General features: G+C 41.0%; 20 protein-coding genes. 8 read left to right on the top strand and 12 right to left on the bottom strand.

Going from position 1 to position 24,223, the window contains the following annotated elements:
• From PSI22_RS08490 to PSI22_RS08465, 6 genes are all read right to left on the bottom strand, one after another.
• Nucleotides 1-1,311: a UDP-N-acetylglucosamine 1-carboxyvinyltransferase gene (locus PSI22_RS08490; RefSeq protein WP_038218469.1), complete on the bottom strand. Its 1,311-nt coding sequence runs from the start codon at nucleotides 1,309-1,311 to the stop codon at nucleotides 1-3.
• 27 nt (nucleotides 1,312-1,338) lie between these two features.
• Nucleotides 1,339-1,950 (bottom strand): 2OG-Fe(II) oxygenase family protein, encoded by a 612-nt coding sequence (locus tag PSI22_RS08485; protein ID WP_052726082.1) that lies wholly within the window; start codon nucleotides 1,948-1,950, stop codon nucleotides 1,339-1,341.
• A gap of 14 nt (nucleotides 1,951-1,964) precedes the next feature.
• Nucleotides 1,965-2,594 carry a 2OG-Fe(II) oxygenase gene (locus PSI22_RS08480; protein ID WP_038218467.1) on the bottom strand — a complete coding sequence of 210 codons (630 nt, stop codon included), beginning with the start codon at nucleotides 2,592-2,594 and terminating at the stop codon, nucleotides 1,965-1,967.
• Nucleotides 2,591-3,934 (bottom strand): B12-binding domain-containing radical SAM protein, encoded by a 1,344-nt coding sequence (locus PSI22_RS08475; protein WP_273579374.1) that lies wholly within the window; start codon nucleotides 3,932-3,934, stop codon nucleotides 2,591-2,593. The genes PSI22_RS08480 and PSI22_RS08475 overlap by 4 nt, the downstream gene beginning before the upstream one ends.
• Before the next feature lie 16 nt (nucleotides 3,935-3,950).
• Complete coding sequence (gene truD, locus PSI22_RS08470) at nucleotides 3,951-5,048, bottom strand: tRNA pseudouridine(13) synthase TruD (RefSeq protein WP_273579373.1); 1,098 nt, start codon at nucleotides 5,046-5,048, stop codon at nucleotides 3,951-3,953.
• Between the two features lie 92 nt (nucleotides 5,049-5,140).
• Nucleotides 5,141-6,304 (bottom strand): serine/threonine protein kinase, encoded by a 1,164-nt coding sequence (locus PSI22_RS08465; protein ID WP_273579372.1) that lies wholly within the window; start codon nucleotides 6,302-6,304, stop codon nucleotides 5,141-5,143.
• Between the two features lie 439 nt (nucleotides 6,305-6,743).
• Here PSI22_RS08465 and PSI22_RS08460 point away from each other — a divergent pair, with 439 nt between their 5' ends.
• The 5 genes from PSI22_RS08460 to PSI22_RS08440 all read left to right on the top strand — a co-directional run bounded on the left by PSI22_RS08460 (nucleotide 6,744) and on the right by PSI22_RS08440 (nucleotide 12,091).
• Nucleotides 6,744-7,607 carry a LysR family transcriptional regulator gene (locus tag PSI22_RS08460; protein WP_273579371.1) on the top strand — a complete coding sequence of 288 codons (864 nt, stop codon included), beginning with the start codon at nucleotides 6,744-6,746 and terminating at the stop codon, nucleotides 7,605-7,607.
• Between the two features lie 161 nt (nucleotides 7,608-7,768).
• A complete protein-coding gene (gene aphA, locus PSI22_RS08455; protein ID WP_273579370.1) occupies nucleotides 7,769-8,482 on the top strand; it encodes an acid phosphatase AphA in 714 nt (237 codons plus the stop codon).
• A 255-nt stretch (nucleotides 8,483-8,737) separates the two neighbouring features.
• On the top strand, nucleotides 8,738-10,456 hold the full coding sequence (gene ldtD, locus PSI22_RS08450) for a L,D-transpeptidase (protein WP_273579369.1): 1,719 nt from the start codon (nucleotides 8,738-8,740) through the stop codon (nucleotides 10,454-10,456).
• A 408-nt stretch (nucleotides 10,457-10,864) separates the two neighbouring features.
• Complete coding sequence (mepK, locus tag PSI22_RS08445) at nucleotides 10,865-11,413, top strand: peptidoglycan L,D-endopeptidase MepK (protein WP_273579368.1); 549 nt, start codon at nucleotides 10,865-10,867, stop codon at nucleotides 11,411-11,413.
• Between the two features lie 45 nt (nucleotides 11,414-11,458).
• Nucleotides 11,459-12,091: an MBL fold metallo-hydrolase gene (locus PSI22_RS08440; protein ID WP_254851838.1), complete on the top strand. Its 633-nt coding sequence runs from the start codon at nucleotides 11,459-11,461 to the stop codon at nucleotides 12,089-12,091.
• Between the two features lie 84 nt (nucleotides 12,092-12,175).
• Here the strand turns inward: PSI22_RS08440 and PSI22_RS08435 are convergent, their stop codons facing one another.
• The 4 genes from PSI22_RS08435 to pncB form a co-directional block, all read right to left on the bottom strand.
• Entirely contained in the window at nucleotides 12,176-13,366 is a 1,191-nt protein-coding gene (locus tag PSI22_RS08435; protein ID WP_273579367.1) for an amino acid aminotransferase, read from the bottom strand.
• A 244-nt stretch (nucleotides 13,367-13,610) separates the two neighbouring features.
• Entirely contained in the window at nucleotides 13,611-14,759 is a 1,149-nt protein-coding gene (locus PSI22_RS08430) for a porin (protein WP_273579366.1), read from the bottom strand.
• 307 nt (nucleotides 14,760-15,066) lie between these two features.
• A complete protein-coding gene (asnS, locus tag PSI22_RS08425) occupies nucleotides 15,067-16,467 on the bottom strand; it encodes an asparagine--tRNA ligase (protein WP_038249729.1) in 1,401 nt (466 codons plus the stop codon).
• A 206-nt stretch (nucleotides 16,468-16,673) separates the two neighbouring features.
• Nucleotides 16,674-17,888 (bottom strand): nicotinate phosphoribosyltransferase, encoded by a 1,215-nt coding sequence (pncB, locus tag PSI22_RS08420; RefSeq protein ID WP_273579365.1) that lies wholly within the window; start codon nucleotides 17,886-17,888, stop codon nucleotides 16,674-16,676.
• 402 nt (nucleotides 17,889-18,290) lie between these two features.
• Between pncB and pepN the strand changes: the two genes are divergently transcribed.
• Nucleotides 18,291-20,909 (top strand): aminopeptidase N, encoded by a 2,619-nt coding sequence (gene pepN / locus PSI22_RS08415; protein ID WP_273579364.1) that lies wholly within the window; start codon nucleotides 18,291-18,293, stop codon nucleotides 20,907-20,909.
• On the opposite strand, the gene PSI22_RS08410 is transcribed toward pepN, so the two are convergent.
• A complete protein-coding gene (locus tag PSI22_RS08410; protein WP_273579363.1) occupies nucleotides 20,887-21,072 on the bottom strand; it encodes a hypothetical protein in 186 nt (61 codons plus the stop codon). The genes pepN and PSI22_RS08410 overlap by 23 nt on opposite strands.
• On the opposite strand from PSI22_RS08410, the gene pyrD reads away from it, so the two are divergent.
• On the top strand, nucleotides 21,071-22,081 hold the full coding sequence (gene pyrD / locus PSI22_RS08405) for a quinone-dependent dihydroorotate dehydrogenase (protein WP_273579362.1): 1,011 nt from the start codon (nucleotides 21,071-21,073) through the stop codon (nucleotides 22,079-22,081). The genes PSI22_RS08410 and pyrD overlap by 2 nt on opposite strands.
• Nucleotides 22,082-22,241: 160 nt before the next feature.
• Entirely contained in the window at nucleotides 22,242-22,793 is a 552-nt protein-coding gene (locus tag PSI22_RS08400) for a cell division protein ZapC (protein ID WP_273579361.1), read from the top strand.
• Nucleotides 22,794-23,046: 253 nt separating this feature from the next.
• On the opposite strand, the gene PSI22_RS08395 is transcribed toward PSI22_RS08400, so the two are convergent.
• Nucleotides 23,047-24,159, bottom strand: a complete 1,113-nt coding sequence (locus tag PSI22_RS08395; RefSeq protein ID WP_273579360.1) for a YcbX family protein — start codon at nucleotides 24,157-24,159, stop codon at nucleotides 23,047-23,049.
• Between the last annotated feature and the right edge of the window lie 64 nt (nucleotides 24,160-24,223).

The raw sequence follows: 24,223 nt of genomic DNA, 5'->3' as shown, positions 1-24,223 counted from the left end.
TTAAACCTTGGCTCCCAATAACCGCAGTTGCCCCAACAAGTCGGGATAGCCTCTTTCAAGATGATCAACACCGCCTATTTGCGTTTTGCCCGATATCTGTAAAGCTGCGATAACCAAAGCGGCGGCACCACGCAAATCGGTAGCATTCACTGTTATGCCACTTTTGCCGGGGACACCGGGCATAATTTCTACAGTTCTTCCACTGCGTATGATTTTTGCCCCCATTTTTTCCAATTCTTCGATGTATTGAAAACGCTTAACCCAAACCTGCTCGGTTAGGCTACCGCCCTGCTCAGACGCCATCAACAAAAGAGCCATAAAGGGTTGATTATCACTAAATATTCCGTGGGAAGTGACTTGAATATCCAATCGGGAAGCTGGGGATACATGAGCGATGGAGAGATTATTACCCTGCCATTGAAGCAGATAACCCAGTTTCTCCAAACAGGCAATTTCAGCGGAAAGCCCTGTTTCAATGTGCTTCCGCGATACGTTGGTAATGGAAATTGGCGCGTGGCAGTAAGTCGAAAGCGTTAGATAAGTCATTACTTCGATCAAATCAGGCCCGATAGTAGTTTCAAAACCACCCGCTTCAGGTTTCCCTTCAATAATGATTCGGTTTTTTTCCCACTGTATGGCAACTTGCTGACATTTTATTGCTTCCACTAATGCCACAACGTCCGGTTTAGGATAGGGATTGATAATTTCACTGATACCTTCAGCTCTTGCTGCACACAGCAATGCTGCTTTGGTTGCGCCAGAATAAAGTGGGCCGGTCAGTTTGTCCGTTCCTTCTTCAGGGACGGCAAAATCAGCCATATCGATTCGGGCAGAGGAGAAACGCTGTGCAGTTGCTTGAATAATATTTCCTTCTGCTTTTACTGTAGCCCCGAATCTTTGCAAAACAGAGCATAATTGTTCAATTGGCCGTTCTCCTTCTTGCCCTCCTCCAATTTTGCAACCACCGGTTTCACCTAATACAATATGGCCGGTACGGGCGAGTAATCCAGGAGCAAGATACCAGGCTCCATGAATCAAAGCGCTTAAATCGCCAGGGATATTGCTATTGTTCAAGCTGCGGGGATCAATATACATGGCGCGCTTTTCTGGCTCATACACTATATCGGCGCCAAGCAATTGACCGATTTTTCCCAATATCCTGATATCTGCAATATCAGGCACATTTTTGATCAAAGATGGTTGATTTGATGACAATGCCAGGCTGAACAACGGGGGAAATGCATGCTTAAATCCTGATACCTGCACTTGGCCTGATAATGGACTGCCACCAGTGACTTCAATCTTGTGCATTTTATTTCTCCAGTTCTTATGTCAATGTTAGTTAGAAATAAAAACAGCAGTTAGCACGCGACGATAAGTCCCGACAGGCGCCGTATCAGAGACGGGTGTCACCATATGCCATGAATGGTCTGAGCGGTGCAGAATAGCTGATGTGTTCAGTTCTGGTGGAATTTCGCGATCAACATCTTGTGAATCGTCAGAACGTAAAATACGCAGACATCCACCCCAGTCAGATGACCAATTCCGGTTGAAGTTAAAGATTTGAGTGACTATTTTCTCCGGTTTATCCGTGTGTGGACCTAACCATTGGGAAGAACGGTAGCGCCATAATGTTAAATTCAACATCGTCGAGCCGAGGTCTTTTCCAATGAGTGCTCCCATCCGATCTCTATATTGATCGCTTCGCAGATATTGAATGAATTCATGCCATATCGGAGAAAGTGGGGTATCTTTTTCAAGCTGTAATGTTTCTAGACTGTACATTTTTTTATCATTGGGTTCTCCCGCTATTTTCTCAGCAACAATAAAGCCATTATCAGGAAAAGTTTCCATCAAGCTATTTGCAATATCGTTGTGAATAAATGGTGATACTATTCCCCAGTGATAAGGGGTATCCGTCAATGTCTCAGGCAGTAATAAATTAAACATGGTTTTTGCTATCCTTATTTATTATCAGAACTAACGTAATGAAGAAGGAGCGCGCGGCGTGCATGTTGTGAACCGGATACCACTTTACGAACACTGTGCCAAGAATATGGGGAAGGCAGGAGGATCACTGAACGATTAGGAGCAGGAGCTACCGTTTCCTTTATATCATCAGGATCGGAAGAGCCGAGAATAAGTAATTCTCCTCCCTCTATGGCACCGGTTGGAAAATAGAGGGTCTGGGTGATGACTTTATCTGTGCGATCACAATGGGGAGCCAGCCAGCAATTTTCATGATAAATGGTAAAACGCACATGCAGATGGGTTTCTGTGAGATCACGCCCCGTCAATGTTGAAGAATAATTGCGATAACCTTCACTCAGAATGGTTATCAACATAGATTTCCAGGCCGTTGTCAGGTTATTCCATGTATCCAAGACAGGGACACCATTATCAATGGCCAATAGATCCCAAGTGCTATAGTATTTTTCATCACCTTCTTCACGATGAGATTTACGATAACCGTTTTGTGGGAATTCTGACTGTAACCGTGCGAAAACTTTTGGGGATAAAAAACGATCGGAACAGAACCATTCAAACGGCTCTTTTTTTTGCTTAAAATCGGGGGAATATCGCCGGATATTCATAGGGATCCTCCTGATGTTTGATCTTTCTCATCTGTTACCTGTAACGCTATTTTTTTCATCACTTCAGTCGGGCGATCTTTGTCATTGGCAAATAGCAATGAATAGCCTTTTAGGCGTTCCATGGGTGATTGGGGTGTTTCATGGAAGATTTGGCGGTTGTATTTACCGACTTCTGCAAGTGAAGAGCCTTCGTGCAGTTCATTATAAGGGGTGTAGACGGTTGGTCGGACTCTAGCGCCTTCTGCGATCAACCATTCAATTGTTTTGATTGAAGCCTCCATCGTATCGCCAGGTAATCCAAGAATAATGAATGCGTTGATTTCTATTCCATTATGTTTGGCGATTGCCAATAATTCTTGAATCTTGGCTTCTGTATTCAGCTTTATTCGTGGCAATTGTAAATTTTGCGAAACCGAAATGGTTTCTACACCAAGGCTGATTCTTATACAGCCAGCTTGCGCCATCAGTGCAATCAATTCCTCATTCAGGTGATAAAGTGTGGTAACGCATTTCCATTTAACAGGTAATTTCAACTCGATGAACTTATGACATAACTCTTTTACCCATCGGCGATTCAATGTAAAAGTGGGAGCATAAAAAGAGATGTAATCAAATGGCTGAATCTGTTGTTGGTCGGTTATATATTTAATCACGCGATCAACTGAGAGCCGCCGTTCACTTTTTCCCTGCATTGATGGTACATCACAAAATTCACAACCAACCGGGCACCCACGGGCGACAGGAATAACGAGTTCACGTCGATCAGGAATACCACAGAATTTATTCAAATCGTTTTTATACATTCGATCATAAGCGGCGTAGGGGATTTCCAGTGTATCGGGTAATATCCACTCTTCCGGGCTTAACATATGGCCGGCATTACCTTGTAAATAACCCTCTGGTGTTTTCACTATAAGGCCGGGAATACTGCCAGTATTAGAGCCATAATTTAAAAGAAAAGATTCGACACTGCTTTCATAATCACCACTGAAAGCAATACCTTCAAAGCCAAATTGTTTGAACCAGTCAGGAACCTGTTTTGAAAGTCGCCCGAAAGTAAACATCTTTACCTGCGGCAAAATTTCTCGACAATACATGACAGTACGGTCAAACCCATCTACTGCATCAAAATCATTAAATAAACCAACAAAATCATAACCTTTTGCCAATTCTTTGGCTAAATCATGCCAAGTCAGATTAAGTGTGCCACCGTCTAGTGCCGTGACTTGCCAAGATGGATTTTTTTCCCTGATATAAGTTGCGACTTGAAATAAAGGTAGGTGATGACCTGCATTAAAATAGGAAGGAATATAGGGCGGGATCAGTAATAATATACGCATGTGCAAATCTCCTATGCTAAAGAGTGGTATGAGCATTTGCTAAATAGACAAATTGGCAGATTGCCATCGTTGCGTAACAGCCGGATGGAAGAAAAAACTCTACCGTCAAACTGGAACGATCAGGAAATTCATGATCATCAGTGAGTTCGACAATTTTTACATAGGTATGAACAACTGTAGGACGCAGGCTTTGCTTTTCTGTTTTTTTTCCATCAATGATTTCAATCCGGCTAAATGGATACCAGGGCATCGCTGCTGCAAATGCCATAATGTCAGAATAAGAATTGGGCAAAATATAGGGTATTGATGAGCGTATCACCCGTAACCCTTCATGATCTCGTTGGAATTCTTGTGCCACAAGATGGTTCCATTGATAAGATCCGTAAGAAGCGTAATAAAAAGAGAGCCGTCTGGGATCTAATTGATGGAAAAAATTGACTGGCTTGCCTTGCCATTTTTGGGCTGCCTGTGCTTCTGGAGAAGCCGATTCACGTACTAATAATAACGCTTTTTCCCATTCTCCTTGATGGAAAGATTGCCCAATAAGATGTGTGGTAGATGGCCCTCCGGGTACACCAAACCGTTGTGTATCATAATAATTAATAAAAGCATGGTTGTGTGATGATTGTTTTGCCAATGTATGAGCAATATGATTATGTAAATTACGGATAACAACACGAAAACTATTACCTACTAACTGGCCAATCTTTATATTTTCTTCAAAATAGCCAATTTTATGTAATGAGAGCCATTTGCCTGATGCCATATCTAAACGGGAATTGATGGCATTGATATCTACATTATTCGGTAAGGATTGAATAGAAATCCTCTGGCTTGTTACTCCATCTTCATCTTTTAATCCGGCATAGCCAATATGATTTTCCGGTATTTCTAATATGTTGGAAATGTTCGTAATTGCTTCAGATGTTGTCATGCCTTCTTTGCATAATTGGAAATGCCAGATCTGTTTTTTCATAGAAGGTTTATAGAATTTCGGTACCTCTTCAACTAAAAAATCTTCGGGTACTCTTTTCAAAAAATACTGAAAGTCTCTGTTATGAAAGGAGGTTGGCGATTGTTTTAAAAATGATGTGTTGAATTCTATGTTATTCATTGGAATATTCCCGATTCTCTAGGTATGGTTTTTATATCCATGACAAAAATAAGATTGTTTATGCATTACTGATATGCAAAGAATATTATTCTTTAACATAAATAACTTTCTGCAGGGAAATAATCTTCAAGATTTCCTTCTCGCCAAATATCGGTTGTCGCACAGTGTAATCCTCCACCAAAAGGATATGCGTTCCGAAAAGGAATGGGGATGATCTCAAATCCTAATTTATCCAATTGTTCCATTTGATGAATTTCGGTTTCTTCAACACATACTGTTTTTTCATCAAGTGACAGGAGATTCATTGAAAGCCATACACTCGAATAGCATAATGGCGGTGATTGGCTATGTGCTGGGGATGCAGCTTCAATAATTTGCCAGTCATTATGGATAAAGAACTGTTTAAATTCAGGTAATAAAGGTCTGACTGGATTACTTAAGATCAAACCAGGGCGCAAAGGCAGTAAGGTACAATCAATATGACTTGGAAAAGGATCACTAGGAAAATTGATTGGATGAATACGATAATCAGAGAAATGACGTTTTAGCCAATCAACCCCTTTCATATTAGTGGTAAAACCATGTTGTACGAAAAGATCTTTCCCACATCGGAAAATATCAGCTGCTTCAAAAATAGGTTCTTCTTCTGTTGTGACAAATTCTTTTTTCTTCACCCATTCCTTTCGGGTTTTCATGCTGATTGCTTCCGATAAATAACCATGCCGATAACTGGCATCTGATAGTCGGGGGCGTGGTGCCGATTCGTGTCGCATTCCTCCATCTTCTTTCAAATAAGTTGAAATAAGCGGTCGATAACATAAGTATTCAAAAAAACGGGATCTGAAACTCATTGTTGCTTCAAGAATTTCCCGCCCAACAGTAATCAGCACGTCTCTTGGTGGCTGGCAACCAAACATTGTTCCTTGAGTGAAATCAGGGGTTTGCACAGGAGAATTGAAATCCAAGGGTGTTGGACGATCAACGCGTATTCCACGCGAGGTTAATATTGATGCTAATCCATCCAGTTGCTTATTGGCTGCGTCAATTGATTCTTGGCTTCTTGGTCCATAACGCCCACGCATATCCGAATTTTCTGGAATACGTGCCATAAATGCGGGTTCTGGCGGAGGAATACAAGCATTATCAGCACGACCAACAATAACATGTCGTAATTTTCCCCATTCTGTATGGCATTCAACATGGGTTGGTGAGTTATTTTGTTTCTGATGTTCATTTCTATGAACAGAATTTGTCACGATATACTCCTTCAGTAAAAACTTCTAGTTATTATAAAAATTGATTGATTAATATATTTATTTTAAAAATAAATTATGATTGTAAATTATTTTTAACTAACCTCTTATTTATCTTGTTTTATAAAAAAATACCAGCTTGGTAATATTTCTATTTTAGGTATTATGAATCTTTTGTAATAATATTTTTTTGCAATCAAAAGATAAGATGATTTTGAGTTTAAAAATGATATCTATCGTTGTTAAAATCAATTCAAATTTTATTGAGTTTGATTAATTAAAAGTTAAACCAATAGATGTTTTTTATTGGTTTTATACAAATTAAGATAGTCTAGTGAAAAGGATAATTTAGGCTTAAATCACCAACTTGACACCTCAGTATAGATTATATAACCTTACATTTCATAATTGTTAAACCTTTGTTTTTAATGTGTGAGGTGTTATGATTTTATCAAAAAAAATAAATCATTTTTTGAGTGTTGCCGAATGCGGATCTTTTAAAAATGCGTCTAAAAATATTCATATAAGCCCACCTGCACTATGTAAAAGTATTGCTGACATTGAGGATACATTAGGGTTCAAGTTATTTAATCGCTCTAATGTAGGTGTGACTTTGACAGAAGAAGGCGTAAATTTGTATAAATATTTACTACCAATACGTGATGATGTTGAAAATATTAAATCAAGTTTACCAACCATACTAACAAAAAAAGAAATAAAAGTAGGAACAGACAGTTATAATCAGGCGTTCAAGAAATTGTTAAGTAAAATTATTGAAAATGAATATGTTGATCTATTGAGTGAAATGTATTATTTTGATGAACATAGAATTAAATTACTTTCAGGGGAATTGGATTTTTTTATCTCCACTCATCCACCAATAGAAGATAAATTAGAACGAATTACATATAAAGTACATGAACGTGAAACTGAGGTATTTATCATATCAAAATCGTTATTTAATAAAAATAATTCATTGACTAATGTGGTTCGTAATGAAAAAATGATACTCCACTCTGGAACAACAAAGCATCCATGCTTTGATGAAATGTTGAAATACAGAAAAGAACATAAAATTAATACTCAGATGTTGGTTTTTCCTGATATAAGTCATATTATAGAGTTTGTTTGTTTTGGTATCGGGTATTCAATAATCAATAATTCTATTTTAAATGTAGATTATTTAAATAGCGTTGGAGTTAAAATCATCCCAAATACATTATTTTCGTCTGAGACATTTAGTTATATTTATTATTTAAAAAGAAAAGAATTAGAGCTAAGAAAATTTATTAATTATTTAAATTGAATCTCCTTCTGTATAATAGGTGAACTGTTTTTTACACATAAAAAGTAATAATTACATTCACAGAAATAACATTAGATTATTGTGCGGTATATCTCATTTTGATTCGATAAGAACATTTATTATTTCACGTTGCTGTAATCAATATAGAGTAAGGAATAACAATGCGGAAAGTGACGTTAGCATTAAGTGCGATTGCACTTGCTTTTGGCCTGAATGGTATGGCTCAGGCAAAAATGTTTATGCCTGAGCAGGTTAGCTCAGGAGTAACAACCGTAGATTTGGCCCAGCGTCAGGCTGTGCATTGGGTCTCAGTAGCGCAGATTGATAAAAGTTTGCAGAATCAGCCCCCCATTGCTGTAGGGTTTGATATCGATGACACTGTATTGTTTTCCAGTCCTGGTTTTTATCGTGGTAAATTGAAATATTCACCAAATGATAATAGCTATCTGAAAAATCCGGCATTTTGGGAAAAAATGAATAATGAATGGGATGAATTCAGTATGCCGAAACAAATCGGTATTGAATTGGTTCAGATGCACTTAAAACGCGGTGATGATATTTATTTCATTACAGGGCGTACAGAAACCAAAACAGAAACCGTCACTAAATATTTGCAGGAAGGGTTGCACATTCCGGCCGATAAAATGCACGCCGTTATTTTCGCAGGTGATGAGCCAAGTAAGAATGATAAAGTCAGTTGGATGAAAAATCATAAACTGAAAATCTACTATGGCGATGCAGATGCTGATATTGCTGCTGCGCATGAACTGAATATCAGAGGTATTCGTATTCTGAGAGCATCAAATTCTTCTTATCAGCCCCTGCCTAAAGCTGGTCGCTTTGGGGAAGAAGTAGTCATTAAATCCGAGTATTAATCTGAAAAATTTTACAGAATGAATTTTAGTTAGAGGCACTTAAGGTGCCTTTTTCTTTTTTAGTGCTAACATAAGCTAATTTATTATAATAAAAACTTTTTTTTACCCGAGGTGACTGGCTATGATGATATGCTTCTATCTTAATAGATAATTATGTATATAATTACCACTATTCTTTCTCGATAAAACAAGTCTACCGATAATTAAAATAAGTCATTGGATAGCTGCATGCATAATAAGGTAAGGTGAGGTCTTATGGCGAAGAACACGGTCAGGTTACTGAAAGTTTCTTTTATCTGTAGTGCGTTGGCGGTATCAGAGGGAACCTTTGCAAGTCAACAAAATGGACTGATAGTAAATGATACCCAACAATTTTCAGAGGAACAAAAAAAGAAAGACGTAGTTGCTTCACCGGATCAGATTATTCCTATATCTGCAGTGAATTCTATTGAAGCAAATCGAAAACAGATACAAAGTTGGTTGCCGAAACAAGTAAAACCAATATTCATTGATCGTTTGGCAACGTTATATGCAGTCAATAAAATGAAACCGCTATGGCAAGATAAAAATATGGTTCAACAGTTTGAACAGCAATTATTTGAACTATCATTGGCCGGGGTTCAACCCCAGTTTGGAAAGTGGCTGACTCAACTTCATTCTGCTGAATTAAGTGATATGGGGCGTGATATTATTTTATCAGATGCCATGTTGGGTTATCTGCATTTTGTCAATAATGTTAAGAGAAAAGGGGAGCCGTGGTTATACAGTAAAAATTCTTATAAGCTTGATTTACCGCCTTCTGATTTAATTGATAAATGGCAACAGCATATTACTGATAATCATGTGCTTTCTTACATCACTGCATTGTTACCAGATAACCCTATGTATAAAAATATGCGTAAGGAGATGCTGAAACAATTGGCTGATAAACAGCAGTGGTCTGAATTTTCAATGAAAGGAACATTAAGACCGGGACAAAATAGTGAAAGTGTTGTGGCGTTAAGGGAAATATTAATTCGTTCCGATACTTTGGATTCGTCAACAGTCAAACCTGAAAACAAGGTTTACAATAAAGAATTAGTGGCTGGCGTAAAACGTTTTCAAGCTTTACATGGGTTATCGGCTGATGGTGTTATTGGGCAGTCGACGAAAGCATGGCTGAATACTACGCCACAAACCCGCGCTCGAATTATGGCATTAAATATACAGAGGTTGCGTATTATTCCCGGTAATATTCCTACAGGTATTTTGGTCAATATTCCCAACTACTCATTATTTTATTACCTGGATGGTAAAGAAGTATTGAATTCTAAAGTCGTTGTCGGGAGACCGAGCAGAAAAACGCCTATCATGAGCAGTGAGTTGAATAATGTGGTGATTAATCCACCGTGGACTGTTCCTACCAGTATGACACGGAAGGATATTGCACCTAGAGCAATGCGTGACCCTAGTTATTTTCGTAGTCGTGGTTATACCGTTTTTTCCAGTTGGAGCAATGATGCCAAGGTTATCGATCCTTCATTAATTAACTGGGAAGTGACTACGCCAAATAATTTTCCTTATCGTATACGGCAGGCACCTGGTCCAACTAATTCACTAGGGCGTTTTAAGTTCAATATGCCAAACTCAGAAGCGATTTATTTGCATGATACGCCAAATCAGGCTTCATTTGGCCGGGAAATGAGAGCGGTCAGTTCAGGTTGTGTACGTGTTAATAAGGCTCCTGAATTGGCTAATATGTTGTTGGGGAATGCAGGTTGGAATAAGGATCGGGTAAGTAATTCCTTAAAAACATGGACAACAGCATATGTGAATATTCCGAAGAAAATTCCGGTATTTCTCTATTATCAAACGGCTTGGGTTGATGAAGGAGGAGTGCCTCAATATCGCGCAGATATTTATGATTATGATATGAGTGCCAGAGAGCAATCTGAGCTTTTATCCGAGATCCTGGCAACTCGAAATGATTTATAATTTCCTATAATTCATGAAAGAAGAAAGTTTAAAATCAATATCTGTACAGTGAGGGAAATAGCGCTATTTTCCTCACTGTTATTTTCTCCTTATCCTGTCTTTTGACTCTATTTTTCCTCATGATTACCTTTTCTTAATGTGATTTTTTCTCTGCTATTGATAAATTTATCATGATTCAGATGGATAAAATTTTGTAATAACACGACATCGTTAATATTTCATCTATGTTTAATATTATTTGCATTATGTTAGATTGGTCACAATTACTGACTGGTAAATTTACAGTAATATACAAAAATTATTGAAACTACTTTTTGTTTGTTGCTGTCTTATTAGTCGGTTAAACTCAATGAGTCATCTAGTTTAGAAATTATTAATACATCATAGAATAGCAAGGCATATTAATCCATGAATGATATTGACTATAGCCGCCGAAAGTGGCTCGGTGTAGGTGCAGCTGCGTTAGGGTTAAGTTTATTGCCTCAACATGCATTGGCCGCATTGACAACGCCACGTCCTCGAATTTTACGTTTTGATAATTTGCACACGGGGGAAACACTCAAAGCAGAATTTTTTGATGGTCGTCGTTATAACAAGTCAGAATTGGCTCGTTTGAATTATTTATTCCGCGATTATCGCCAAAATAAAATCAAATCTATTGATCCGAAACTGTTTGATCAGATTTATTTATTGCAGATGATGATAGGAATAAATAAACCTGTTCAATTGGTGTCTGGTTATCGTTCATTGACGACTAATAATATGTTGCGTCAGGCTGGCGGTGGTGTAGCAAAGCATAGCTATCATACCCGTGGGCAAGCAATGGATTTTCATATCGATAGTGTTCAGCTCGCGCATATTCGTAAAGCTGCACTGAAGATGAGAGCGGGGGGCGTTGGGTTTTACCCAAAGAGTAATTTTATTCATATTGATACAGGCCCGGTCAGGACGTGGTAATCTTATTATCAGGCATTTGTCTTGATCGTGGAGTTAAACAATATAATGAATTACCACATTATCCCTGTAACTACGGTGATGCAAAATTGTACGTTGATCTGGTGTGAGGAAACGCTGGAAGCGGCAATTGTTGATCCCGGTGGTGAGGCTGAAAAACTTATTTCTGAAATAGAGCGACGTGGACTGAAATTAACGCAAATTCTGTTAACTCATGGCCACTATGATCATGTTGGCGCTACTGTTGACGTTGCCAAACACTTCAATGTTCCTGTTCATGGGCCACATAAAGCAGATGCTTTTTGGATAGAAGCGCTGGAAGTTCAATGCCAGATGTTTGGTGCTGAGGCGTGTCCATCTTTTACACCAGAACGCTGGTTGGATGAAGGGGATACATTGCAGATTGGTAATATCGAATTCTCTGTTTTGTATTGCCCAGGGCATACACCAGGGCATATCATCTTTGTTAATCATACCGATAAATTAATCTCAATGGGAGATGTGTTGTTTAAGGGCAGTATTGGCCGTACGGATTTTCCGGGTGGTAATTATGATGATTTGATTCAATCCATTAAAGAAAAAGTAATTCCATTAGGTGATGATTTCCACTTTATTCCCGGACATGGGCCGATGTCAACATTGGGTCATGAACGTAAAACTAATCCATTCCTGCAAGATTGATTGATGCGTTTTTAATTGTTCGGAAGATAAAAGCCGCTTTTTCAGCGGCTTTGTGATTGAGGGAGATCTTGGTACTCAGAAAAACTAGAGTACTGCAACAATAGCTTCACACAGAGGAACCATGTTCTCCAGTGTTAAGCCCGCTACGTTAATGCGCCCAGAGCTGACCGCATAAATACCGAATTCTTCACGCAGACGGTCAACTTGTTCTTTAGTCAGACCGCTGAATGAAAACATACCATTTTGGCTAATAATAAAGCTAAAGTCTTGTTTCGCACCCTTTTCCTGCAAGGTGTTCACAAACAGCTGGCGCATACGACGAATGCGTTCACGCATAGTCGCCAGTTCTTGGATCCATTCTGCTTTCAGTTCGTCATTGGACAGAATTGTAGTAACAACAGAAGCGCCGTGTGCTGGTGGGTTAGAGTAGTTAGTACGAACAATAGATTTCGCCTGACTGAATGCTCTTTCTGCGGTATCGCTGTCAGTTGCAACGATGGTGCAGGCACCTACACGCTCATTGTACAGGCCAAAGTTTTTGGAGTAAGAGCTGGCAACGATCAGTTCATTATGGTTTTTGGTAAAAATACGCAGGCCTTCTGCATCTTCATCCAAACTTCTGGCAAAACCCTGATAAGCGAAATCAAACACGGGCAGCCAGCCGTTTGCCGCAGATAAATCTGCCAGTTTCTGCCACTGTTCAGCCGTTGGATCGATACCGGTTGGGTTATGACAGCAACCGTGAAGCAGAACAACATCACCCGCTTGAGCTTCAGACAGGCTAGCCAGCATGCCATCAAAATCCAGAGCGTGTTTTTCTGCATTGTAATATTGGTACTCGCGGATTTCTAACCCAGCGCTAGAGAAAACGCCTTTATGGTTTGGCCATGTTGGATTACTGATCCAGACACGTTTTGCATTGGTCTGTTTAGCAATAAAATCAGCAGCAGTGCGTAGTGCACCGGTTCCGCCTGGGCTTTGTACCGTACGGGCACGTTTGTCAGTAATGATAGCGCTGGTGTTGCCGAAGAGCAGTTCCTGAGTGACGCGGCCAAATTCAGGTAACCCACTAATCGCCAGATAATTTTTGGTGGTTTCGTTTTCCAGCAGGAACTTTTCTGCTTTTTTAACGGTGGTCAGGACAGGGGTTTTACCAGTTTCGTCTTTGTAAACACCGATACCCAGATTGATTTTATTTTCACGAGGATCAGCTTTAAAGCTATCCGCTAAACCAAGAATAGGGTCGGCAGGTGCTGCTGTAATTTTTTCAAACATTTTTTTGATTCCAAGACTCGGAGAGTTAAGCCCAAAAAATAAGTTATACACCGCTCAGGGTAACCTCAAGGCACTCGTTTGCCAACAATTTGTAGCAAAAAGAAGACAATCTTGTGAAGTAGTTTACGGAGTGAAGAAAATGTCATAAAAAACAGTAAAGTAAAACGTAAAAAAGCAGCGCCTAAGCGCTGCTTTTCAGAGATGGTTCTGTTTAACTTTGAGCTAAACAATTCATCAACTGTAATTAGAACTGGTAAGTCAGACCTACACCGAATACGTTGTCAGTGCTGATACCTGCGTCTCTAGTGAACTCATTTTTGTTCAACAGGTTGATTTTGTAATCAACGAAAGTAGACAGGTTTTTGTTGAAGTAGTAGTAAGTACCGATAGAAACGTATTTCATCAGGTCGTGGTTGCTAGAGTATTTTTTACCATTTGAATTGTCAATACCAGCATCATCATTCAGGTCTTTACCTTTAGACTGAACATAAGCCAGAGATGGTTTCAGACCGAAGTCAGAGAAATAATACTGGGCAACTAATTCAACGTTCTGAGTTTTGTTAGCGATGTTTTTGCCGAGCGTGCTTTTATCTGCGCCAAATCTGGTCATGTTACGGGTTTCACCGTACAAAGCTGCCAGATAAACGTTATTGGCATCATATTTTGCACCGATATCCCATGCTTCAGCACGTTTACCTGATGCTTCAGAGACTTTCTGGTCTTTAGCACGCGCAGAGTTTGAATAACCAGCACCCAGAGTGATACCGTAACCGACATCATAAGAAGTAGACAGACCGTAGCCATCACCGTTAGCTTCTAAACGCTTACGCTCGTTGATGGTATTTTCGTGGTTTTTGGTTTGATATTGCAGAGCAAAGTTCAGGCCATCAACCAGACCGAAGAAGTCATTGTTACGATAAGTTAACAGGCCAGTAGAACGACCGGTCATGTAGTTGTCAGTTTGAGCCATGGAATCGCCACCAAACAGAGGCAGAACGTCAGTCCATGCAGCAGTATCATAAACTACACCGTAGTTACGGCCGTAATCCAGTGAACCATAGTTGGCAAATTTCAGACCAGCGTACGCCAGACGAGTTTTATAAGTGCTGCCTGATGCTTCGGTGTTGTTAGATTTCCATTCGGTTTCATAACGACCAAAGCCAGTCAGCTGATCATTGATCTGAGTTTCGCCTTTAACGCCCAGACGTGCACGGGAATCATCACCATGTTCTTTGTCTGCTTTGTAGTCTTTAGACTTACCGAACATATGACGAACGTCTACTTTACCGTAAACGTCGATTTTGTTGCCGTCTTTGTTATAGACTTCAGCCGCGTTAGCTGTACCAGCGACCAGCAGAGCTGGGATTACCACTGCAAGAAGATTGCGTTTCATTATTATTACCCTCATTGGTGTTATGTTGACACCGGCCACTACCAGAAATAGAACACTAAAAATTTTTGGAACTATTTATGGACATTGAGTGTCTTATTAGTCGGCGACCAGTGTTCCATTGGTAATGAATTTTATCTACCCTCAAAATGCTACAAAATCGAATAATTGGTAACAATTTGTAAATAGATATTTCAAAATGTAAATTTTAGGGAACTTTTTTCGTATGGTTTGAACCATAAAATGAAAAAAGCCAACTTTCGTTGGCTTTTCAATGGATTAATTTTTGCCCAATTATTGAGCTGATTCATTAGAAACTTGCGTTTCTTGGTGTCCGTGGGAATGGAATAACATCACGCACGTTGGACACGCCAGTCACATAAGCGACCAGACGCTCGAAACCTAAACCAAAACCCGCATGAGGAACGGTGCCGTAACGGCGTAGATCACGATACCACCAGTAATCTTCTTTATTCAGCCCCATTTCTTCCATACGCTGATCCAGCATATCCAAACGCTCTTCACGCTGAGCACCACCGATGATTTCCCCGATGCCCGGTGCCAGAACGTCCATGGCTGCAACCGTTTTGCCATCTTCATTCACTCGCATATAGAAGGCTTTGATATCTTTTGGATAGTTTTTCATGATCACTGGTGCTTCGAAATGTTTCTCCGCCAGATAACGTTCATGTTCTGATGACAGATCAACGCCCCAGAAAACAGGGTTCTCGAATTCCTGTCCACAATTTTCCAGAATTTCAATGGCATCGGTGTAATCCAATTGAATGAAATCGGAATCAACAAATTTCTCTAAACGGCTGACAACTTCACTGTCAACGCGTTCTGCAAAGAATGCTAAATCATCCGCACGCTCTTCCAATGCTGCTTTGAAGACATATTTCAGCATCTCTTCGGCAAGACTGGCGATGTCGTTCAGATCGGCAAAAGCCACTTCTGGCTCAAGCATCCAGAATTCTGCCAAGTGACGGCTGGTATTGGAGTTTTCAGCACGGAAAGTCGGGCCGAAGGTATAGATTTTGCTTAATGCACAGGCGTAAGCTTCGCCGTTCAACTGACCCGATACGGTCAGGAAGGCTTCACGTCCGAAGAAATCTTTGCTGAAATCCACGTCGCCTTTATCGGTACGTGGCAGGTTTTGCAGATCCAATGTAGAAACGCGGAACATCTCGCCAGCGCCTTCGGTATCCGATGCGGTAATCAGCGGGGAAGAGACCCAGAAAAAGCCTTTCTCATGGAAAAAACGGTGCAGGGCTTGTGACAGTGTATGGCGAACGCGAGCAACCGCACCAATCAGGTTTGTACGTGGGCGCAAGTGTGCGACTTCACGCAGATATTCGATACTGTGGCGTTTGGCCGCCATTGGGTAAGTATCAGGATCGTCTATCATGCCGACTACAACCACGTTGGTGGCTTGCAGTTCAAAGCTTTGGCCTTTGCCTTGTGATGCCACGACTGTACCGGTGATTTCCACAGAACAGCCAGTGGTTAAATGCAGAACTTCATCCTGATAATTAGGTAAATTACTATTAACGACGGCCTGTACTGGATTAAAGCAGGAACCGTCATAGACGGCGAGGAACGAGATACCAGCTTTAGAATCTCTCCTTGTACGTACCCAACCGCGGACGGTGACTTCGCTGTCAACCGGGACGCGGCCTTGCAGTACATCGACTACAGGCGCAACGCTCATAAATTTCTCTCTTCTTTATATAGTGAATTAGATAGTTAGATAGATTTACCGTAAATGCCCCATCAGGAGCAGATCGTCTATCTTACTTGCCATCTCTCAGGAAACAAGCAGAAATTTTGAGTCTAAACGGGGAAACACAGGGAAAAGCGGCTTTTTACTTGCTTAACCAGCATGGAACTGGTTAAGCAAGGGACAATTAGCGAAGATTATACCGCTTTTTCTATGTAGGGAATGTCAAACGCTCTACGTAACCTATCGACAAACTCATCATCTTCACAGATGGTTTTTCCGGGGCTGTCCGAAAGTTTTGCCACTGGTTTGCCGTTGCATTCCACAAGTTTGATAACGATATTCAGTGGTTTTACCCCCGGAATATTGCAGGTCAGCCGAGTGCCAATGCCAAACATGACGTTGATTCTCTTGTGGAAACGGCGATACAGGTTCAAGGATTTCTGCAAGTCCAGACTGTCCGAAAATACCAGTGTTTTCGTCATTGGGTCGATACCCAGTGATTGGTAGTGGGCAATCGCTTTTTCACCCCATTCGATAGGATCACCGGAGTCATGGCGCAGGCCTTGGTAGGCGGTAGCAAAGGGTTTGTCAAAATCCCGCAGGAAAGCATCCATGGTAATGCAATCTGTCAGGGCAATGCCCAGCTGAGCTGGATATTCATTCAGCCAAGTTTGCAATGCTGCTCGCTGGCTGTTAGCAAGCTCCGGGCTAATCTGCTGATGAGCTTGAAACCATTCATGAGCCTGTGTACCAAGAGGAGTCAGACTAAGCTGTTCTGCCAGTTGGTAATTACTGGTTCCGATCAGATAAGGGAAATTGTTTTTCAGCTCATTGACGATGGCATACTGTACTTCGTGTGAAAAACGACGGCGGGTGCCGAAATCCATCAGTTTGAAACCGGCCAGATCGATATTTTTTTCCGCCGCGTCTTGATGGAATAGCTCAATCAGTTTCCTGAGCTGGCTGACGGCCACTTCCGGTTTTATTTCCGGAGAACGGTGGCGATGAACCAGTTCGCTAATCAGTGCCAATAAAGGGACTTCCCACAGGATAACCTCATGCCATAAGCCTGAGATACGGATAGCTAGTTGCCCTTCATCGGTAACGGATATTTTGACTTGTTCAGGATTAAAACGGAATGATTTGAACCAGTTCAGGTAATCCTCTTTAAAGAACGGAAGGCTGGCAAGATAATTAGCTTCACGTTCTGTCAGTGTTAGATCAGCCATCATGTCAATCTGATGGCGTAACGTCTCGGCATATTCGCCGAGCAGTTCATCACCACGGCAGCGAAATTCCGCAACGACAGGAATATGCCTGTAATGGTGGTACACTGCTTGCTGCATATGAAATTTATAGGCATCAGTATCAAGCAGTGATTTGATAATCGGGGTAGCGTCTAAAGTCATGGCGCGTTAGGCATCCTCGCGGAGCATATTCGTGTCTGCTAAATCGATAAAGTCGGAAGAGTATACCGTGATTATTTTGTTATTAAAGCCACATAACCGTATATATTTTTCCAGACAGTAACGATTAAGGTTAATCCATTTGCAGATAATATCATGTTACATGAGATATGAGATGACAATTCGCACGAAAGCACTAATATCCTGCTTACATCATTTACACCTTTATTTAATAATTGAGTAACATCCGAAAAAAGAGATTTCATGATTGAAAGGATGGGATCTCTATGGCAGCGTTAGAGATTAGAAAGTTTCTATGGAAACGAAGTATGCTTGGCATCTTATGACTGAAGTTATACAGATGTTATTAAATATGTCGGTTAAAAGTAATGAAAAAGGTTCCCTATGACACAACAGCGACTCGTTAAACATCGTCTGGATTATCAAGCACCAGATTACACGATTACGGACATTGATCTCGATTTTGATCTGCATGCCGATAAAACAACTGTGACGGCAATCAGTCAAGTAAAACGTCTGAACCATAATACTACGCCATTGATTTTGGATGGAGACAATCTCACGCTGAAAAGCATTCATATTGACGATAAAGCGTGGGAACATTATCACGAGCAGGATGGCAAATTATTCATTGAGCAGTTGCCAGCCCAGTTCACCCTGACAATTGTGAATGAAATTTATCCATCAGCAAACACGGCGCTTGAAGGGCTGTATATATCTGGCGATGCTCTATGTACTCAGTGTGAGGCAGAAGGTTTCCGCAATATCACTTATTATCTGGATCGGCCGGATGTTCTGGCTCGTTTTACTACCCGTATTGCAGCAGATACATCCAAATATCCATACCTACTGTCCAATGGTAACCGCATTGAACAGGGAGAACTGAGTGATGGCCGCCACTGGGTGAAGTGGCAAGATCCATTCCCAAAACCCGCCTATCTGTTTGCCTTGGTTGCGGGAGATTTCGATGTCCTGCGTGATACTTTTGTTACCCGCAGTGGCCGCGAAGTCGCGTTGGAGTTGTTTGTTGACCGAGGTAATTTGGATCGCACCGATTGGGCCATGACATCGCTGAAAAATTCGATGAAGTGGGATGAAACTCGCTTTGGTTTAGAATATGACCTTGATATTTTCATGATCGTAGCCGTTGATTTCTTCAATATGGGCGCGATGGAAAACAAGGGGCTGAACGTTTTTAACTCCAAGTATGTTCTGGCAAAAACCGAAACCGCGACAGACAAAGATTATCTTGGCATTGAAGCCGTGATTGGCCATGAATACTTCCATAACTGGACAGGAAATAGGATCACGTGTCGTGACTGGTTCCAGTTGAGCCTGAAAGAAGGGCTGACGGTATTCCGTGATCAAGAATTCAGTTCTGACTTGGGTTCACGGTCTTTCAACCGTATCAATAACGTGCGTGTCATGCGTGCGGCTCAATTTGCCGAAGATGCCAGCCCGATGGCCCACCCGATCCGTCCTGACCAAGTGATGGAAATGAATAATTTCTATACGCTGACCGTCTATGAAAAAGGCTCGGAAGTGATTCGGATGATTCACACGCTGTTGGGAGAAGAACAATTTCAGGCGGGGATGCAGCTTTATGTACACCGTCATGATGGCAGTGCAGCAACCTGTGATGATTTTGTTCAGGCAATGGAAGATGCTTCAAACGTCGATTTGACGCTATTCCGCCGTTGGTACAGCCAGTCTGGGACACCGATACTGACCGTTCGTGATGAGTATGATGCAGAAAAACAGCAGTACACGCTGCATGTCAGCCAGATGACACCGCCAACGTCCGACCAGAAAGAGAAACAGCCGCTGCATATCCCTCTGGACATTGAGCTTTATGATGAGCACGGCAGTGTGATCCCATTACGCCGTGATGGTCAGCCAATACATCATGTTTTGAATATCATCAATGCAGAACAGACGTTTGTGTTTGATGATGTGCCATCATTGCCTGTTCCTTCTTTATTACGTGAATTCTCTGCGCCAGTGAAATTGGATTACCCATACAGTGATACACAACTGGCATTTTTGATGAAACATGCGCGTAATGAATTCTCCCGCTGGGATGCAGCACAGTCACTGCTGGCTAATTATGTGAAACTGAATGTTGCCCGTTATCAACAATCCCAGCCATTGGAATTGCCAATACATGTGATTGATGCTTTCCGAGCAGTATTATTGAATCAAGATATTGATCCGGCATTGGCAGCACAAATCTTGACCTTGCCGTCTGAAAATGAAATGGCAGAATTGTTCACGGTGATTGATCCGAAAGCTATTCATGATGTGCTTCATGCAATAACGCGTGGATTGGCCAACGAAATGGCGGATGAATTCACTGCGGTTTACCACAGTATTCACACAGGTGCATACCGAGTTGATCATCAAGATATTGCGAAGCGGGCTTTACGCAATACCTGCCTCTATTATCTGGCCTTCATTGATGACAAGGAACAGGTGGATGAATTAGTGGCGGCACAATATTATCAAGCTGATAATATGACCGATACCGTCGCAGCGCTGTCTGCCGCTATGTCTGCTGAGTTGCCTTGCAGTTACCAATTGATGGATGAGTTTGAGCAACGCTGGCATCAGGATGGCCTGGTCATGGATAAATGGTTTGCCCTACAGGCGACTAATCCCGCTTTCGATGCACTTGATAAAGTACGTAGCTTGATGAACAACCGTTCTTTCAGTTTGAGTAATCCAAACCGGGTTTATTCGTTGCTGAGAACGTTTTTCGCTAATAACCTTGTAGCCTTTCATGCTGAAGATGGCCGTGGTTATCAATTCCTGCAAGAAATTTTGACTGAATTGAACAGCCGGAACCCGCAAGTTGCGTCACGTTTGATTGAACCGTTGATTCGTTGGAAACGTTACGATGAGGCACGCCAGTCTTTGATGCGTGCTACTCTGGAGCAGTTGAAAGTGTTAGAAAACTTGTCTGGTGATTTATTTGAAAAAATCACCAAGGCGCTTGAGAACTGAGTTGTCGTTTTTCCTCCGGCGTTGGCCGGAGGATGTTTGCCAGCAGCCAGCAAGTTGAAAAATATCTTCCCGCACATTTACATTTTGACAGGATCTCTTTAAGATGCTCGGCGCTTATTTCACAGTCGCCCCGACCTGTCATTACGCCCGCAGGAGATTGCATGTATTATTCGCTACTACGGAAGGCATTGTTCCAGCTTGATCCCGAACAGGCACACGAGCTTACTTTCCGCCAGCTCAAACTTGTTACCGGTACTCCTTTCGAATTTCTTATCCGCCAGTCAGTTGCCACTAAACCCGTCACTTGCATGGGCTTATCTTTCAAAAATCCTCTTGGCTTGGCCGCAGGCCTTGATAAAAACGGTGATTGCATTGACGCATTTGGTGCAATGGGTTTTGGTTTTGTGGAAATCGGAACGGTAACACCGCGTCCACAGGTTGGAAATGACAAGCCAAGATTGTTCCGTGTTGTTGAAGCGGAAGGCATCATCAATCGAATGGGTTTTAATAACCTTGGTGTTGATAATTTGGTTGAGAATGTCAAACGGGCAAAATACGATGGGATTATTGGGATCAATATTGGCAAAAATAAAGATACCCCAGTAGAGAATGGTAAAGACGATTATTTAATTTGTATGGATAAAATTTATCCTCACGCAGGTTATATTACGATTAACATTTCGTCACCCAATACTCCAGGTTTGAGAACGCTACAGTATGGTGAAGCGCTGGATGATCTCTTATCTGCGATTAAGAATAAGCAAAGTGAACTTCAGCAGAAATTCCAAAAATATGTTCCGATTGCTGTGAAAATTGCACCAGATCTGGCAGAAGAAGAATTAATACAAGTTGCAGACAGTTTAATGCGCCATCGTATTGATGGCGTTATTGCTACTAATACCACACTGGACAGAAAGCTCATTGAAGGGCTGAATCACTGTCAACAGGCTGGTGGATTAAGTGGTCGTCCTGTGCAACTGCGCAGTACAGAAATAATTCGATGCCTTTCTCAAGAATTAAAAGGTAAAATACCCATTATTGGTGTTGGGGGAATTGATTCCCTAGTTGCGGCTAGAGAAAAAATGGAAGCAGGCTCTTCTTTGATTCAGATATTTTCTGGTTTTATCTATAAAGGGCCAAAACTAATCAAAGATATTGTTAATCATATCTGAATATTTGCCGCAATTCGGAGTTGGGGGTTTATTTCTACCCTCAACTCGTCTATATTTTGTCTGATAGATTAATTTTTTTATCATTTTTTCTGGTTTTCCACTATGGTAGTGTTATTTATTTTGAACCAAACAAGCTATTTTGAGCATAAAAGGGTAATCAATGAAAATTAGACCTGATGATCAGTGGCGCTGGTACTTTGATTCCGAGCACAGTCGTGTCATGCTCGATCTCGCTAATGGTATGGTTTTTCGTTCCCGTTTCCCTGCCAAAATGCTGACTGATTATGCAATAACAATGGAAGAAATGCCTTTTTCTGTCGATGATGCAGCACTTTATTATGCTTTCGAAGAACATTTCCGTTGTATTAATATTGCATCAGAACTCCGAGCTGAATTAGCACTGAATGGCGTGGTTGCATTTCGTTTTATGAAACCACAAATGCCAAAAAGCTGGTATTTCTCCAGTTTCTCTGTAATGACAAAACCGGAACAGGGGGAAATTGTTCAAGTTCGTTTACAGGATTGCGGTACTGAAGTGCTATTCATGGTGGCAGAAGTCAGTGATAGCGCCAGCTTGTGTTTATTAGCACAACAAAAATTAGAACTTAGTGATCGAGTGATGAATTTCTGTGATCCAATTAAGATAATGAATGACCGTTTAATGCTTTATACTGAACCCACTCGAGAAACGATATATGGCAGAGCGATTTAATATATTAAGCCATTTTGTTAATATCACTTGTCATTTATCACCACTCAACAGTAACATTCAGAACATTTTTTGTCTAAATTGAGTCTTTGATCTTAAAATATTTTTCCTGTCTTAGATTTTTCAATGACAGTCCACGTTGAAACGATCGGTATAGCTGAATGCCAGTACTATTGGATATAAAAAATCAGGCCGATGTTTTTATCCATACAGCCTGATTAGCTATGTAAATATAAATAATATATATTATTTATATTTAGTTTAATTCAATAACCAAATCATTTTGGGGAATACAGCTACACGCCAGAATTTTCCCATTATCTTTGATAGCGGTCGATTTTAATGGTGACACATTACCTTCAATCAGAGATATTTTACAGGAACCACAAATTCCCGCGCGGCATGAATAGGGGATTTTAATACCTTGTTTTTCCAACTGTTCTAAAATAATTTGCTGATTATTTCCAGTAAAACGCTGACCATTGAATTCAATTGAAATAGCTTGCTCAGCGGCTTTCTGTATATTCAAATCTTTTGCTTGCTCACCGCTGCCATATTCACGAGGTATTTTCTTTTCTAAAATAGTAACGTTATCACCTACGCGAATAATCCCACTATTGCGGGCAATGGCATTCTGTCCAAAATCAACTGCGCCATTCTCTTTGGCAGTTCTGAATGATTGCAATGTGGCCAGTGGTTCGCTTTTCGGATTTTTACGACCTTTTTCAGGACTTACCGTAGTCAAAATACAGCGTTTACATGGTCTTGGCAGGTCAAAAATAATATCGCCGATCTGGATAGTCTGCCAGCTATCTTCTTCGAAAGGTGCCGCGCCTGTCACGACAATATTGGCACGGAATTGTTCTATTTTGATACTGGCGGGACAGCGTTGCTGCAACGCATGAAAAGAAGCTTCATTAATAATTAAATAGGGAAGACCATCAGCAAATGACAATGAGATATCAGGGAATGTCTTCACTCGTCGGGTTAATTCTTCACTGAGCCAGCGAAGTTGCACAGATGTATCAAAAAAGCCACTCAGCCAGGTATTCACCTCATCGGGAGCGATCAACGCAGTAAAATGATCACCCCAAACCTCAGTAGGATGGCGTTCTTCTTTAAAATCGCTGTAGAGTACCGTTGCACTTTCCCCATTAGGCGCTCGCAAGTAAATACCGTTGTTGAGCATGAAAGGGGTAAATAGTACCAATTGGGGATACTGGCGAGCAGTCATGAAGGTGCCGTCTGTTGTGGTAACCATGAAGTTGCGATCAAACATCAAGCCACTTTCACCGGTAAGAGAGTGTGAGAGCTGCAACCCACGCATTGATTTCACTGGGTAAGTATAGAGACGTGACAGAGTTATCATCCAGTATCTCCAAAAATATTTTTTATTTTTTGATAAGGTGTGCAACTTTATGACATGTGGCTGG

Origin of the sequence: Xenorhabdus aichiensis (assembly GCF_028598775.1) — a bacterium.
GTDB classification, from domain to species: Bacteria; Pseudomonadota; Gammaproteobacteria; order Enterobacterales; family Enterobacteriaceae; genus Xenorhabdus; species Xenorhabdus bovienii.
Note: the sequence above shows the minus strand (reverse complement) of the source record. Positions and strands in the feature narration are given on the sequence as shown.